Here is a 15,990-nt window from a genome sequence, read left to right as displayed (position 1 = left end):
GCAACGACGGGCCTTCGCGGCGATTTTCGCGGCACGCAACAGTCTTCTGCGATTAACGGAGACAAACGCGCATAAACGAAGTGCGAACCGGCGATAAGTGCTGATAACGCTATCGGCGCGGCAAAAACAAAAGCCACCCGAAGACGGCTTCGGGTGGCTTTTGAACAGCAGTCAGAGCGAAGGCGCCGTAACCGGCGCGCGCTGCTCTTAGTCCACCGCGCCCTTACGGCTTGCGCTGCGGCGCTCGTGTTCCTTCAGGTAGCGCTTGCGCAGACGGATGGATTGCGGCGTGACCTCGACCAGTTCGTCGTCGTCGATAAACTCGACCGCGTATTCCAGCGACATCTGAATCGGCGGCACGAGGCGCACGGCTTCGTCCGTACCCGACGAACGCACGTTGGTGAGCTGCTTGCCCTTGATCGGGTTCACGACCAGGTCGTTGTCACGGCTATGAATGCCGATGATCATGCCTTCATACAGCGGCTCGCCCGGCGACACGAACATACGGCCGCGGTCCTGCAGCTTCCACAGCGCGTAAGCGACTGCCGCGCCGTCGTCCTGCGAAATCAGCACGCCGTTGCGGCGCTCGCCGACCGCGCCTTCCTTGACCGGCTGATACGAGTCGAACGTGTGGCTCATCAGGCCCGTACCGCGCGTGAGCGTCAGGAATTCCGACTGGAAGCCGATCAGGCCACGCGCCGAAATACGATACTCGAGACGCGTGCGGCCACGGCCGTCCGACGCCATGTCGAGCATTTCGCCCTTGCGGCGGCCCAACTCTTCCATCACGCCGCCCTGGTGGGCGTCTTCCATGTCGACGGTCAGGTTTTCGTACGGCTCGTGCTTCACGCCGTCGATTTCCTGCATCACCACGCGCGGACGCGACACGGCCAGCTCATAGCCTTCGCGACGCATGTTTTCCACGAGAATGGTCAGGTGCAGCTCGCCGCGGCCCGCCACTTCGAACGTGGTTTCGTCGCCGGTTTCTTTCACGCGCAGCGCGACGTTGTGGTTCAGTTCCTTCATCAGGCGGTCGCGAATCTGACGGCTCGTGACGAACTTTCCTTCACGGCCAGCCAGCGGCGACGAATTGACGAGGAAGTTCATGGTCAGCGTCGGTTCGTCGACGGTGATCATGGGCAGCGCTTCGGGCTGTTCCGGCGAGCAGATGGTCACGCCGATGCCGATTTCCTCGATACCGTTGATCAGCACGATGTCGCCCGCTTCCGCCGACTCGACCTGCACGCGCTCCAGACCCTTGAACGACAGCACCTGGTTGATCTTGCGGTTCAGAATCGCGCCGTCCGGACCCGAACGCACGGCGACGGCCATGCCCGGCTTGATGCGGCCACGCGTGATGCGGCCCACGCCGATACGGCCGACGTACGACGAATAGTCGAGCGACGTGATCTGCAATTGCAGCGGGCCTTCCGGGTCGGCTGCGCGCACCGGCACGTGCTTGAGCACGGCTTCGAACAGCGGGCGCATGTCCCCTTCGCGCACGTCCGGCGTGAGGCCGGCATAGCCGTTCAGGCCCGACGCGTAGACGATCGGGAAATCGAGCTGCTCGTCGGTCGCGCCGAGCTTGTCGAACAGGTCGAACGTCTGGTTGATCACCCAGTCGATGCGTGCGCCCGGACGGTCAACCTTGTTGATCACGACGATCGGCTTCAGGCCGAGCGCCAGCGCCTTCTTGGTCACGAAGCGCGTTTGCGGCATCGGGCCTTCGACGGCGTCGACGAGCAGCAGCACGGAGTCGACCATCGACAGCACGCGCTCCACTTCACCGCCGAAGTCGGCGTGTCCCGGCGTGTCGACGATGTTGATGTGCGTGCCTTCGTATTCGACGGCGCAGTTCTTGGAAAGAATCGTGATGCCACGTTCTTTTTCGATGTCGTTCGAGTCCATCACGCGCTCGGCAACCTGCTGGTTGTCGCGGAACGTGGCGGTCTGACGGAGGAGCTGGTCGACGAGCGTGGTCTTGCCGTGGTCGACGTGGGCAATGATGGCGATGTTGCGTAGGGCGCGGGTCATAGGAACCTGGAGACAGTTGAGTGCGCCGCTTGCTCATGCCGCTTACCCCTGCCGCTTACCCTTCTATCAGAGCAATACGAGGACAAAATTACGACAAGCCCAAAGCGCACTTTTGGGAACCCAACATTATAGCACGCGATGGTGACGCTTTCTGGTATTCCCCGATAGCGGACGCCGCGGCGTGCCATTTGCAGCCCGCAACACTGACAGACCACCTCATTTGCGCCTACGCAAAAACGCGCCGATTCCTTCTTGAGTGCGGAAAATTCCTTGCCTAAGCTGTAATAACCCTTGCCGCGTCAATCATCCGGCTCCTATAATCGTGCATAGTCAACCATTGCATCCGCACGAGAATCATGACGGAGCCGTCCTCAACACCCGCGCCGGAGATCAGCGAGTATCAGCTCGGCGAAAGCGTCGGCTACCTGCTCGCGCGAGTGAAGTCGACCATGTCGAACATGGTCACCCAGCGCAGCATGGCCGAACTGGGCATCACCAGTCAGCAGGGCAGCATCCTGTTCATGGTGGCGAGCGGCAAATGCGTGCTGGCGGCCGAACTGGCCCGCGAATACGGCATCGACGCAAGCGCCGTCACGCGGCTGATCGACCGGCTGGAAAAGCGCGGCCTGCTGACGCGGGTGCGCAGCAGCGAAGACCGGCGCGCCGTGCGGCTCGCGCTGACGCCCGAAGGCCACGCAATCGCCGCGAAGATGCCGAAGATTTTCACCAGCGTGCTGGATAGTCTGCTCTCCGGTTTCACCCCGGAAGAAGTGGGCTTCTTAAAGAGCATGCTGCGGCGAGCCCTGATCAATTCCGGCGAATGCACGGCATTTGCTCGCGATGCGGCAAGCAGCTCCGGCAACAAGACTTAAAAATTACTTGCAGCGTCCATCATTACATTCCACTCAAAGAGTCGAGCGATGAAATCCCTTTCCCTGTCCGCGCCCGCGTTTCCGCGCCGGGCCGCTGTCGCCGCCGCGGTGGCAGCGCTCGCCCTCGCGGGGTGCGCGAACTACTTCGGTGTCAAAAGCGACAAGCAGATCTCGTCGCCGGAGCAGTACGAGTCCACGCAGAGTCTGACGGGCCAGGGCGGCCAGTGGCCGTCGCTCGAGTGGGCGAACCAGTTTGGCGATCCCCAGTTGCCGAAGCTGATTGACGAAGCGCTGGAAGGCAATCCGTCGATCGCGCAGGCGCAGGCGCGTCTCGCGAAGGCGTCGTCGTATATCGAAAGTTCGCGCTCGGCGCTCTATCCGAAGGTCAACGGCAGCTATTCGTGGACGCGCGAACTCTTCTCCGGCAACGCGCTCTACCCGCCTCCGTACGGTGGCACCTGGTATAGCGAGAACAACGTGCTGGCGAGCGCCTCGTGGGATCTCGACCTGTGGGGCAAGAACCGTCAGCGGCTCGGCCAGGCGGTGTCGCAGGAAAAGGCGGCTCAGGCGGACATGCAGCAGGCGCGCGTGACGCTCGCGGCCTCCGTGGCGAGCACCTATAACCAGCTTGCGCAGCTCTACGCGCTGCGCGACATCGCCGCGCGCGAGATCGAGAACCGCCAGGAAATCGGCCGGATCACGAATGGCCGCGTCGCCGCGGGCCTCGACACCAACGTCGAACGTCAGACCGCGACCGGCAATATCGCGACGAGCCAGTCGAACCTGACCGACCTCGACGGCCAGATCACCGTGGTGCGCTATCAGTTGGGCGCGCTGCTCGGCAAGGGGCCGGACCGCGGCCTGCAGATCGCCCAACCGGTGCTCGGCGCCGGCAATGCGGTGACCCTGCCCGACAATCTGCCGGCCGACCTGGTCGCGCGCCGCGCGGACATCGTGGCCGCACGCTGGCAGGTCGAAGCGGCGATGCACGACGTGAAGGAAGCGAAGGCCGAGTTTTTCCCCGATGTGAATCTCGCCGCCGCTTTCGGCTTCGACGCGTTCGGCTGGGGCCGCTTCCTGAAGGCCGGCAGCCGGCAGATACAGTTCGGCCCGGCGGTTCATCTGCCGATCTTCGACGCCGGCGCGCTGCGCTCGCAATTGAAGGGCCGTTACGCCGACTTCGACCTGGACGTCGCGAATTACAACCAGACGCTGATCAATGCTTTGTCGGATGTGGCCACGCAAGTCTCGTCGATCCGTTCGATCGACCAGCAATCGGGTGACGCACAGCGCGCGCTCGACGCATCCACGAAGGCGTATCAGCTTGCCGTGATCCGCTACAAGGCCGGGTTGTCGCCGCAATTGCAGGTGCTGACCGCGGACCAGAACCGCCTCGCCGCCGAACAGACCGTGACGACGTTGAAGATGCGCCGCCGCGATCTGCAGATCGGTCTCGTCAAGGCGCTCGGCGGCGGTTTCGACGCGACGCAAACCGGGCTCGTGGTGCCTGGCGACGGACCCCAGCAAGCAGCCGCGCCGGCCGCCGCGACAGGCGCCAGCGGCACCGCGGCCACCGCCACGACCACGGCTGCGGCAGCGAAGTAACAGCGCGGACCGCAACGGATCGACAGCAACAGACCACACACGAACATCCGAATAAACGACGACGTTAGAGAGAACCCGGAGCACATCAATGAGCACCCCCCAGCAGCCCGCGGCTAACAACCAGCCGGCACAGCCGAACAAGCCGGCGCAATCCGCGAACAACGGCAAACGCAAGCGCATGATGACGCTGCTCGTCATCGTGATCCTGATCGCCGCCATCGCCTACGGCCTGTACTACTTCCTCGTGGCGCGCTTTCACGAAGACACCGACGACGCCTACGTGAACGGCAACGTCGTGCAGATCACGCCGCAGGTCACCGGCACGGTCGTCGCGGTCAACGCCGACGACACGCAAACGGTCAAGGCCGGCGACCCGCTCGTCGTGCTCGATCCGGCCGACGCCCGCGTCGCGCTCGAACAGGCCGAAGCGAATCTCGCGCAGACGGTGCGCCAGGTGCGCGGCCTCTTCGCCGACGACAACCAGTACCAGGCTCAGGTCGCCCAGCGCCAGTCCGACCTGTCGCGTGCTCAGGACGACCTGAAGCGCCGCATGACCGTGGCTCAAACCGGCGCGGTGTCGCAGGAAGAAATTTCCCACGCACGCGACGCCGTGAAGAGCGCCCAGGCCGCCGTCGAGGCCGCGCAGCAACAACTCGCGTCGAACCGCGCGCTGACCGCGAACACGACGATCGCGAATCACCCGAACGTGCAGGCTTCTGCCGCGAAGGTCCGCGACGCGTATCTGAACAATGCGCGCAACACGCTGCCGGCACCGGTCACCGGCTATGTCGCGAAACGCTCGGTGCAGGTCGGACAGCGCGTCTCGCCGGGCACGCCGCTCATGGCGATCGTGCCGCTCGGCGCCGTCTGGGTCGACGCCAACTTCAAGGAAGTGCAGCTCAAGCACATGCGCATCGGCCAGCCGGTCGAACTGACCGCCGACGTGTACGGTTCGTCGGTCGTCTATCACGGCAAGGTGGTCGGCTTCTCGGCGGGCACGGGTTCGGCGTTTTCGCTGCTGCCCGCGCAGAACGCGACGGGCAACTGGATCAAGGTGGTGCAGCGCCTGCCGGTGCGTATCGCGCTCGATCCGCAGGAGCTTGAAAAGCATCCGCTGCGTATCGGCCTGTCGATGCAAGCCGACGTCAGCATCAAGGACGAGAACGGCGGCCAGCTCGGCAACGCGCAAAACACCGTCTATCAGACGAACGTGTTCGCGAAATACGGCGACGAAGCCGACGCCGAAATCGCCCGCATCATCGCGGAAAATGCAGGTCCGAACGCTGGCGCGCAGAAAGCCGCGCAGTCGGGAACCGGCAAGCCCGCGGCTGCGGCCGCAAAACTGATGTAAGCCGCGCGGCGACTCCTACAAGGCTTTTTGAATGGCTCAGGCTCAGGCGCAAGCCCCTCATCCGCCGCTCGAGGGGGCGCAACTGGTGATCGGCACCATCGCGGTGTCGCTCGCCGTTTTCATGAACGTGCTCGATACGTCGATCGCGAACGTCTCCATCCCGTCCATTTCCGGCGACCTCGGCGTGTCGGCCGATCAGGGCACGTGGGTGATCACGTCGTTCGCGGTCGCCAACGCGATCTCGGTGCCGCTGACCGGCTGGCTCACCGACCGCATCGGGCAAGTGCGGCTTTTCATGGCGTCGATCGTGCTGTTCGTGATCTCGTCATGGATGTGCGGCCTCGCGCCGACGCTGCCCTTCCTGCTCGCCTCGCGCGTGCTGCAAGGCGCGGTGGCCGGCCCGATGATTCCGCTGTCGCAAACGCTGCTGCTCGCGAGCTATCCGCGCGCGAAGGCGCCGATGGCGCTGTCGATGTGGGCGATGACCACGTTGATCGCGCCGGTCGCCGGCCCGATTCTCGGCGGCTGGATCTCGGACAACATTTCGTGGCCGTGGATTTTCTACGTCAACATTCCCGTCGGCGCCGTCGCCGCGGCTGCGACGTGGATGATCTTCCGCAACCGCGATTCCGTCGTGAAAAAGGCGCCGATCGACGGTGTCGGCCTCGGCTTGCTGATCTTGTGGGTCGGCTCGTTGCAGGTCATGCTCGACAAGGGCAAGGACCTCGACTGGTTTTCGTCGACCACGATCGTCGTGCTGGCGCTCGTCGCCGTGATCGCGCTCGCGTTTTTTATCGTGTGGGAATTGACGGCCGAGCATCCGGTGGTCGACCTCTCACTCTTTAGCAAGCGCAATTTCACGGGCGGCACGGTCGCGCTGTCGATCGGCTACGGCCTTTACTTCGGCAATCTCGTGCTATTGCCGCTGTGGCTGCAAACCGACATCGGCTACACGGCGACCGACGCCGGTCTCGTGATGGCGCCCGTCGGACTGTTTGCCGTGCTGCTGTCGCCGATCACGGGCAAGGTATTGCCACGCACCGATCCGCGCTACATCGCGACCCTGTCGTTCCTCGTGTTCGCGCTGTGCTTCTGGATGCGCTCGCGCTACACGACCGGCGTCGATACGTACTCGCTCTTGCTGCCCACGCTGATTCAGGGCATCGGCATGGCCGGGTTCTTCATTCCGCTCGTGTCGATCACGCTGTCGGGCTTGCCGGGCAACCGGATTCCGGCGGCCTCGGGCTTGTCGAACTTCGTGCGGATCATGTGCGGCGGCATCGGCACGTCGATCTTTCAGACGGCGTGGGACCATCGCTCGATCATGCATCATGCGCAACTGACCGAGCGCGCCAACGCCTACAACCCGGTCTTCGATCAGTCGATCCGGCAAATGGGCGCGGCCGGTTTCAGTCAACCGCAAGCGTATGGGCTCTTCAATTCGATGGCGACGCAACAGGCCGCGCAATTGGGCGTGAACGACCTGTTCTTCGTTTCGGCCGGCATCTTCGTCGCGCTGATTGCGCTGATCTGGATCACGAAGCCGGAAAGAGCCGGTGGCGATGCGGGCGCGGCTGCTGCGGCGGCGCATTGAGACGAGCAGACCAGACTGACAACCTGCTGCACCGGGCTGGCGCCACAGACTGATCAGGGCATGACGGGGGGATGGAAGGTCAACGTCCCCGCAAGAATCCACAGCATGAAGATCACGAGCGGAAGATGCACGATGAACTGGGTAAACGTGAAGCCCACCACGTCGCGAGCCCGCAATCCCAGCACGCCTAGCAACGGTAGCATCCAGAAAGGGTTGATCAAATTCGGCAACGCCTCCGCCGCGTTGTAGACGGTTACCGCCCAGCCCAGATGAACCTGCAGTTCCCTGGCTGCCGCGATCACGTACGGTGCCTCGATGATCCATTTCCCGCCACCGGACGGCACGAAGAATCCAAGGACGGCAGAGTAGATGCCCATCAGCGCCGGAAACGACGCATGCGACGACACGGCAACGAAGAAATGCGAAAGATGATCGGCCAACGGTAGTCCCGACGGCGCGGAGGCTTTCGTCAGCATGTACGCAATGCCTCCGTAGAGAGGAAACTGGATCAACACGCCAGCCACGGACGGCACCGATTTCGCCACGGCGTTCAGGAAGCGGCGGGGGCGCCAGTTCAACAGCATCCCGGCCAACAGGAACACGAAGTTGTAGGTATTGAGATTCGAGATCGCCAGCACCGGATTTTTCGCGGTGAATTCGTGCCATGCCCAAACAGAGCCGAGTGCGACGATCAGGATTGTGATCAACGGGCTGTACTCGAGCCAGTCGCCGGGGCGTGAAGGCGCTGCTACTTCGAGTTCCGCCTCGTTCAGCGAGATGCCCAGATGCTGCGCGGTTTTGGCGCGTTCGGCGCCCGGCGCAGAGAGATACGCGATCAAAAGCGATACGACGGTCAGAGCGGCGACTATCAGCAACGACTGCGGAAGAAAAATCGTTTCGGAGAACGGAATGACACCGGTGATCGCCAGCAGCGCTTTCGGCAAACTGTCCGGATTCGCCTGCAATTGCGATGCCGACGAACTCAATCCCAGCGCCCAGGTCGCGCCCATGCCGAGATAGGCGGCGGCACCCGCCGCTCGATAGTCCATACGGAGCCCGGTGCGACGAGCGAGCGCACGAACCAGCAGGCCACTGAAGATCAGGCTGATCGCCCAGTTGAAAAGCGACGCCGAAATGCTGACCAGCGCGACGAATGCCACCGCAGACTTGCCGTTCGACGGCAAGCGGGCAAGCCATGCGATCAATTTGGCGGCAGGCGGAGATACCGCGACCACGTAGCCTGAAATGGCCACGATCGCCATCTGCATCGTAAAGGGAATCAGGCTCCAGAATCCGTCTCCGAAGGCAATGCCCACACGTTGTGCAGGTGCGCCCGTCGCCAGCGCGCCGACGGCGACGACGACAACCGCGATCGCCGCGAATATGTATGCGTCGGGAAACCACTTTTCCGACCAACGGGTCACTGCTGCGGCCATACGCTCGAGTCCGACTGCATCGTCGGCTGTCGAGGCTGCCAGGTCTTGCTGACGGTTCAATTCCTTCATCATGGTCTCCGACGCTTCGAGTGATTAAACATGCTGTTCATAAACCTGCACTGCCGCAGCCAGGTCTTCGAGTGCGGTCCCCACCGCTTTGAATACCGTCCGCTCGCTGCCGTCGAATCGCCCACCGACGTCGCCCCGGCACAGGGCGGCGAGCGTACCGTTCAGGTCCGCCGGCGAAATCACGTTGCGCGACAACGGCCCAATCAGGTCGCCGGACTTCTGCGGTGCCTCGTCCGTATCGACAAACACGCGTGCGTGGCGGAAACAATCGTCGTCAGCCTCGCGCATCTGCGGCGTGAAGCTTCCGATAAGATCGAGATGCGTTCCCGGCTTCAACCACGAGCCGCGTACGATCGACTCGGTGGCGAGCGTCGCGCAGCTCACGACATCCGCGCGCGCCACGCTGTCCGGCAGACTGGCGACAACGGCCGCATTGAAACCTTCGCCTCGCAGTTGCTGCACGAGTCGCGCGGCCGATTCCGGATAGATGTCCCAGACCTCGACATGCGTGATTGGCAGCTGGCTTCGATACGCTGACGGCACCAGGCTTGCGACGCGTCCGGCGCCCAACAGCACCATGTGCGAGGAGTCGTCGCGCGCCAGAAAGGTTGCAGCGAGTGCCGAGGCGGCGGCGGTCCGGCGTGAGGTGATTTCATTGCCGTCCATCTGTGCGAGTGGCTCACCCGTGCTGGCGTCGTACAGCACGTAAGTCGAGTGCAAGCCGGGCATTCCGCGGCCCTGGTTACCGGGGAAAATGTTCACGGTCTTGATGCCGAGATATCGGTCCGCCTCCCACGCCGGCATGATCAATACGGTGCCGCTATTGCCGTCGCCGCTATTGATCGTGTGCGAGTGCCGGAGTGGAACCTCACACCCCTTGATGAACGCCTTCTTCAGCGACGGAATCAGCGTGGCGAAGTCCAGCGCTTCGCGTGTCGCTGGCGTGTCGAAAAATTTCATGCTCGATTTGGCTCCTCGTGGGTCATTCACGCTTCAATGGAAATATCAGTGGCCGGGATCGCCTGGCAGGCGAGGCACATATCGGCTTCATCCGGCCCATGCCCCGTCATATGCGACACCTTGCCCGCCAGGACCTTGACGGCACAGCTCTCGCATTGCCCGACCCGGCAGCCGCTCGGCATGCTGATGCCGAGGCTCTCGCCGAAGCTGAGCAGGCTTCCCCGTTCGGGTGCCCATTCCGCCTTGATCCGCGACCGCCGGAATTCGACGGCGAAGCGCTGTGATGGATCGAGGGCCGGCTTTGACGGAGACCGAAAGGCCTCGCTGAAGATATCGAACGGCGGTACGCCGCGCTCGACGAGGCCCGCCGTGATGGCGTTCATCATCGGCTCCGGGCCGCATAAATAAAATCGCGCGCGGTGCTGTATCAATGCGTCGTCCACGACCTCCGCAGTGAGGTAGCCCTGCATCTCGAAGTCGCGTCCGAGTACTTCGTCGCGCGGCTGGTTATAGCAATTCACGACCTTGAGCGTTGGCAAAGCACGCTGCGATTGCGCAATTCGTTTCCGGAACGCATGAGTCGAGCTATTGAGATTCGCGTAAAACAGCTGCGATTCAGGCGCTTGTGTGCCCAGTTCCCCGATCGTTTCCAGCCACGAAATGAAGGGCGTTATTCCAATCCCACCCGCGAATATGACGACCGGTCGCTTCGAAGCCGGCGGTACGACGAAGGTGCCGCTGGGGGCTTGAAGCAAGACCCTGTGTCCAACTGCCAACTCGCGATGAATATGCGAGGACATGACGCCCTCGAACTGCTCACCATCGGCACTTCGGCCTCGCTGATGGCGCACGGAGATCGAGTATGTCCGGCGATCGCTTTCAATCGCATGGCCAGTGAGCGAATAGGCACGCGTCGTTCCTCCTTCGCACAACTCCGGAATATGGATCGTCACATGCTGTCCGGGCAGATAGTCGGGGAGCGGTCCACCGTCGGCTGCGCTGAACGTAACCGTGCGAACGCCTTCGGCTTCTCCATGTACGGCCGACACGACAAAGTCCCGGAATCCTCGCCATGCCCGTCGCGCGGGATCGACCGACGCGTCGAGCGTGACGTCGCATGGCACGGCACGAAGCGGCGATGAACCGCTCAGCGGATCGACAATGGCGCCGGACACGATGCTGTTGTAGTTACTGTTTGCGCTTCCCAGTGCCGCCGACGATTCCATGCCGATTTCGTCGCATGCCTGCCACCAGCCATACTCCGCGACTACGACATCCGGCGCGAGCTCGGGGACCACCCGCGCACGGAATCGCGCGGTGCCGTTGGTACTGGCGACGCGTATCCAGTCGCCGTCGACAATGCCCTTCGCGGCCGCCAGATCGGCGCTCAGTTCCGCGACGGGATAAGGGGCACGGCGACGAAGGCTTGGCAGGCCACGATGCTGGCTGTGGCAGTAGTAGCCGTTCTTGAAGGAAGTGAGCGTATAGGGAAAGCGTCGACGCTCAGCTGCGCGTGCTCCTTCTCCGCGGCTCGGCGGTACATACTGAGGTACGGCCGGATAACCGTACCGATGCAGCTTCTCCGAATAGAACTCGACGCGCCGCGTTTCGGTCGCAAAGCCTCGCGGGCCATTCGGCGTGGCGCAAGCGTATTGCTTTTCCTGCTGCTCGAGCGGCCGGTAAATGCCCTCGGGATGCGAACGCAGCGTCGCGACGTCCAGGCCCAACGGTTCGAGAACATGGTTCCATCCTTTTTCGACGTCGCCACCGAAGAATTGATCCCCCATCCCGAGCCTGACCGCCAGATCCAGCACGATGTTGTAGTCCGCCCGGCTCTCCCCGCGAGGCGTCACCATCCGCTGCCGCAACTGGACCAATTCGACGGCCCGCTCATTGATCTCGAAGCCGAGACGCAGTCCTTCCCGTTCCCAAGGCGTATTGACCGGAAGGAGGATATCCGCGTAGCGGGCGGATGGCGTTTCGAACAGGTCGCAATGGACATGAAAATCGAGTGCGCACAGCGCGTCCCGCGCCAATGCGCTGTCGGCTTGCGACATCACCATGTTGGTGCCGAACGCGACAAGCGCGCGCACCCGATAAGGCCTGGACTCGAGAATCGCACGATAAACATCGCGCGCGGTCACCCATCCCTGGGACGGCGGACCGAGCGGTCGCTCGTCAAGTCCGAGCGCCTTTGTTCGCTGCTGAGGACTCAGCATGGCGTAGTTACTGAGAGGATTTGCTGGCTGCTTCAGCAACTCGCGGTTTGAACCCTGCGTATCGAATGCACCTGTCAGTGCATACAGCGTAGCGATCGCCCGCTCCGTTTGCGTCGCGTTCGTGTGTTGTCCCACACCAGACCACGCGTGATAGGCAATACGCTGGCGTGGGCCGAGCATCGCCGCCACGATTTCGATCGCCGAGGCGTCGACACCGGTGATTCTGCTCACGTGTTCGGGCGTGTAATCAGACAGCGCATCGCGGTACAACTCGAAAGCGGGCGTACACGTGACCTCTATCACCCGGCCCGTCAGGTCGAATACGCGAATCTGATACGAGCCTGAAATCGAAAGATCGGACGGCGACGTGCGCGCCTCTTCTCCGACGAGTTCGAGTCGATTGAGCGCGCCATTCCAGACCGCATATCGATTGTTCGACGACTCCGGATCGATGTCGCGCTCACGCAGAAAATATCCGCTATCACGACGAACCAGGAACGCGCCATTCGTCCATTCGCGGACAAATGTATCGTCGATATTTCCCATCGCGATCATTTGCCGGGCAATTCCCATAGCAAGCGCGCCGTCCGTGCCTGGCTGCACGCGCAGCCATACATCCGCATCGCGCGCAAGCGCCGTGGGTCTTGGGTCCACGACAATCAGCTTTGCACCGTTGCGCCGACCCGCTGCGATACTGTCCGCCTGGGCCAGCCACGTGTTGGCTGGATTCGTACCCCAAAGCACGATGACGTCGGAATTCCGGTAATCGGCCGTTGGCATGCCGCAGCCGAACGTAAACACGTGCGCGAAATCCTTGTGCCAGTTGCAGATCTCGGTCGCGTAGCAGATATTCGGACTCCCGAAAGACCACACGAATCGCTCCACCCAGTCGATGCTGTCGCTCATCGGCGTACCGCTCGGGGTGGTCACGCCGAACACCACCGATTCAGCGCCGTTTTCCCGCTTGACGTGCGCGAGCGTGGTCGCGATCTCGTCAAGCGCCTCGTCCCAGCTGATCCGTTCCCAGCGCGGATCGGCCGCCCCTTTTGGGGCAGTGCGGCGCATGGGATACAACACCCGGTTGGGGCTGTGTACGAGTTCCGGTGCGGCCTTGCCTTTCATGCACATCGCGTTGCCGGTCGGGTGCGTGTTGTCGGGACGAACCTTCAGCAACAAGTCGCCGCGGACCGTGTTGATCGTGCCGCATCTTGACCGGCATAACGTGCAGTACCCCTTCTTCTCCTGCGTCTCCATCATCGTTCCACTGTTTCCTTTCATGATGGGATGCTATGCAGCCGAAATTGCCCTGCCTAATTCATATTTCTTGCCTCCCGATATATAATTTTTCAATACCTCAGTTCGGTCGTCGGTTCGCGCCGTCGGTTTGCACGGCGCCACAACCTAGCGGAGTACGTCAACGTGGCCACACACATTACGCTTCGCCAGATCGAGTACTTCATCTCGGTGGCTGATACCGGGCAGATCTCCAGGTCTGCCAATCTCTGCGCCGTTTCGCAGTCGTCGATGACGATGGCGCTGAAGAATCTCGAAGACACCGTGGGCGTGCCGCTGCTGCAGCGCCACGCGAGGGGCGTCCGCCTGACCCGAGCAGGCGAGCGATTTCTTCGGCATGTGCAGAACGCGAATGTGTCCGTCGGGCGCGCCGTGGTCGCGGCCCAGGAGGAACCTGAACAGATTTCGGGGCACGTTCGGGTGGGCGTCACGGAAACCGTCTCGGCTTACCTGATGCCGTCAATGCTTGCTACCGTCTCGCAGCGCTTCGAGCACCTCACTGTCGAGGTGATCGAAGACGCGCGCGAGGATATCGAGCAACGTCTCGTCGACAATCAGCTTGATATCGGTCTGATGCTTGTGTCCAATACGGCCAACGTGGACGAGCTGAAATACGAAACGATTCTGCGCTCCATGCGCCGGCTTTGGACCCATCCGGATCACCCGTTGCAAGATGCACAACAGGTCACGCTGCAGGACATTGCGCAGGAGGACTACCTTTTACTCGACATGGACGAGCATGTCCGAACTGTTCGCAAGTATTGGGGAAAATATGGCCTCGCACCGCACGTGCGTATCCAGAGCAAGTCGATCGAAGCCGTGCGAAGCATGGTCGCGCTCGGGTTGGGCGTCACGATTCTTTCGGACCTCGTCTATCGTCCGTGGTCGCTCGAAGGGAGCCGGATTATGAGGCGTGATCTGAGCATTCCGATCCCGACCATGGACGTCGGTGCCGTCTGGCACCGAAAGAGCATCCTGCCGACGCCCGCGAAAGTGCTGCTAGATCTCTTCCGGTCCTGGAAGAAGACAATCCAATAGTCGGCCTTTCCTGACGGACATAGCGGACGTTCGGTATGCGCGCGACCGGGAATTCATCCGAAGCCGACACACGAACGTCACACCTACGAGCCAGGTTAAGGCGAACGGCAGACTCCTGGGCCGACAGGCCAAAGCCGCTACTTGCCGAGCCGGCAAAACTAAACGCTTTCGCCAGAACGTCAATATCAGGCATCCTGCCCCGCAGCCCTGACATATCTCCCCGGCGTCTCGCCAAAAGCCTTGCGGAACATCGCGATGAAACTGCTTGGGCTGGCATAGCCCAAGACGTCTGCGACCGCCGAGACGCACTCGCCCTACGCGAGCAGATACACGGCACGCAGCAGCAACGCCTGCTGTCGCCACTCGGCCAACGATATGCCGAGCGATACGGAAAACAGGCGCCGAGCGGTTCTAGCCGACAGGCCGGCCATTGACGACAGTGCTTCCAGAGAGTGTTCCCGGCTCAAATCCTTCAGCACGATGCTGACCATCTTCAGCAGGCGCTTGTCGTCCGGTATGGGAAGGTGCAGTGGTTCATGCTCTGCCGCGCGCATTTCGTCTATCAGCACTGAGACGACCCGCGCCTCTTCAGGCGTCCGCTCGACGGGATGGTTCCACGGTGCGACGCGCTGTATCAGCGCTCCGAGCAAAGGTCCGACCGCCAGGACCTGCGGTAGCAGTCTTCCTGCTGGGACGACATGGCCCGCGAAGTCGGGACTGACGCTCGTAGGCGATGCCGCCCACGTAATGCCGCCAATGGGCGCAGGCGTCAATCTGGCCATGCTTGACGCTGCCGAACTCGCTGAAGCAATCGTCGCGGCGGCAAACTGGCGAGACGCGGTTTGCGCACAGGAGCAAGTCATGCTTGATCGGGCGGCGCCTATCGTTGAAGAATGTTTGCGCGGTTTCGGCGAATGGTTCGACGCGTAGTGGCGCTCGCACACACTGCTTTCCGGGAGCACAAGCGGCATCAGGCGGCAGAGTTCGTGCGCACCGGGCACGCTTCTTCGCAGAGCAGTCTCCTCGAGACGGCTCCCCCCCGAATGTCTATCAGATCGAGAGGGATGGCGCGCGCTGGGTCCACGCCTCGCCTCTGCGAGACTCAATGACACACCGAGGTTCAGTTCCTCGGCATCACGCGTTTCGCGGGCAGGGAGCCGCGGATCGTAGCGACCTATGACCAACGTCTCGCGACGCCCATTCAGGCGATAGTCGAACCGGAAACTAACTACCCCAGACGACGTAACGGCCACATAGAGGCCACGTTGGTCGGCCACTGTGGTCGGCCACCTTGTAGATACTGCTAGTCCGCTTGAGCGCCCGCAAGCCGAGGTCCGTAAGCGTCGGGGAAATCCAGGCGCTGATGGACCTCTGCAGACCACTGCAGAGGATCCTGATTTATTCCCACTCAATCGTCAACCTAATGGCCGGCCCCTTGTGGGTGTCAAACGCAATCTCAAGTTGATACAGCTTCGGACGCAAACGCAATTTGAATTTGATACACCTGCGTATACGGTTA

The 15,990-nt window shown here is 62.3% G+C and carries 11 protein-coding genes and 2 pseudogenes; 6 read left to right on the top strand and 7 right to left on the bottom strand.

Annotated elements, in window-relative coordinates; genetic code table 11:
* Positions 1–207: 207 nt before the first annotated feature.
* A complete protein-coding gene (typA, locus tag AB6809_RS07150; protein ID WP_053858231.1) occupies positions 208–2,034 on the bottom strand; it encodes a translational GTPase TypA in 1,827 nt (608 codons plus the stop codon).
* A gap of 356 nt (positions 2,035–2,390) precedes the next feature.
* Between typA and AB6809_RS07145 the strand changes: the two genes are divergently transcribed.
* The 4 genes from AB6809_RS07145 (at position 2,391) to AB6809_RS07130 (ending at position 7,456) form a co-directional block, all read left to right on the top strand.
* Positions 2,391–2,906: a MarR family winged helix-turn-helix transcriptional regulator gene (locus AB6809_RS07145; protein ID WP_006050942.1), complete on the top strand. Its 516-nt coding sequence runs from the start codon at positions 2,391–2,393 to the stop codon at positions 2,904–2,906.
* Positions 2,907–2,954: 48 nt separating this feature from the next.
* Positions 2,955–4,511, top strand: a complete 1,557-nt coding sequence (locus AB6809_RS07140) for an efflux transporter outer membrane subunit (protein ID WP_053858232.1) — start codon at positions 2,955–2,957, stop codon at positions 4,509–4,511.
* An 88-nt stretch (positions 4,512–4,599) separates the two neighbouring features.
* On the top strand, positions 4,600–5,862 hold the full coding sequence (locus AB6809_RS07135) for an EmrA/EmrK family multidrug efflux transporter periplasmic adaptor subunit (protein ID WP_029971600.1): 1,263 nt from the start codon (positions 4,600–4,602) through the stop codon (positions 5,860–5,862).
* Between the two features lie 31 nt (positions 5,863–5,893).
* A complete protein-coding gene (locus AB6809_RS07130) occupies positions 5,894–7,456 on the top strand; it encodes a DHA2 family efflux MFS transporter permease subunit (protein WP_006050945.1) in 1,563 nt (520 codons plus the stop codon).
* 53 nt (positions 7,457–7,509) lie between these two features.
* Here AB6809_RS07130 and AB6809_RS07125 read toward each other — a convergent pair whose 3' ends face one another.
* The 3 genes from AB6809_RS07125 to AB6809_RS07115 are packed head-to-tail and all read right to left on the bottom strand — an operon-like array spanning position 7,510 to position 13,394.
* Positions 7,510–8,961 (bottom strand): short-chain fatty acid transporter, encoded by a 1,452-nt coding sequence (locus tag AB6809_RS07125; protein ID WP_029971599.1) that lies wholly within the window; start codon positions 8,959–8,961, stop codon positions 7,510–7,512.
* Between the two features lie 24 nt (positions 8,962–8,985).
* Positions 8,986–9,921: an ornithine cyclodeaminase family protein gene (locus tag AB6809_RS07120; RefSeq protein WP_371026176.1), complete on the bottom strand. Its 936-nt coding sequence runs from the start codon at positions 9,919–9,921 to the stop codon at positions 8,986–8,988.
* A gap of 26 nt (positions 9,922–9,947) precedes the next feature.
* Positions 9,948–13,394, bottom strand: coding sequence for a molybdopterin-dependent oxidoreductase (locus AB6809_RS07115; RefSeq protein WP_371026435.1), 3,447 nt, complete (start codon positions 13,392–13,394; stop codon positions 9,948–9,950).
* Between the two features lie 165 nt (positions 13,395–13,559).
* Between AB6809_RS07115 and AB6809_RS07110 the strand changes: the two genes are divergently transcribed.
* On the top strand, positions 13,560–14,471 hold the full coding sequence (locus AB6809_RS07110; RefSeq protein ID WP_371026174.1) for a LysR family transcriptional regulator: 912 nt from the start codon (positions 13,560–13,562) through the stop codon (positions 14,469–14,471).
* Between the two features lie 185 nt (positions 14,472–14,656).
* Here AB6809_RS07110 and AB6809_RS07105 read toward each other — a convergent pair.
* Positions 14,657–14,767, bottom strand: a pseudogene (locus tag AB6809_RS07105) (helix-turn-helix domain-containing protein); the annotation flags it as partial.
* Between the two features lie 18 nt (positions 14,768–14,785).
* Positions 14,786–15,121, bottom strand: a complete 336-nt coding sequence (locus AB6809_RS07100; protein ID WP_053858234.1) for an AraC family transcriptional regulator — start codon at positions 15,119–15,121, stop codon at positions 14,786–14,788.
* On the opposite strand from AB6809_RS07100, the gene AB6809_RS07095 reads away from it, so the two are divergent.
* Positions 15,024–15,401, top strand: a complete 378-nt coding sequence (locus AB6809_RS07095; RefSeq protein WP_308810911.1) for an FAD-dependent monooxygenase — start codon at positions 15,024–15,026, stop codon at positions 15,399–15,401. The genes AB6809_RS07100 and AB6809_RS07095 overlap by 98 nt on opposite strands.
* Positions 15,402–15,556: 155 nt before the next feature.
* Here AB6809_RS07095 and AB6809_RS07090 read toward each other — a convergent pair.
* Positions 15,557–15,824: pseudogene (locus AB6809_RS07090) on the bottom strand (Arm DNA-binding domain-containing protein); the annotation flags it as partial.
* Positions 15,825–15,990 lie beyond the last annotated feature (166 nt).

Source organism: Paraburkholderia sp. RCC_158, from assembly GCF_041355255.1.
In the GTDB taxonomy this organism is placed as follows: domain Bacteria; phylum Pseudomonadota; class Gammaproteobacteria; order Burkholderiales; family Burkholderiaceae; genus Paraburkholderia; species Paraburkholderia graminis.
Note: the sequence above shows the minus strand (reverse complement) of the source record. Positions and strands in the feature narration are given on the sequence as shown.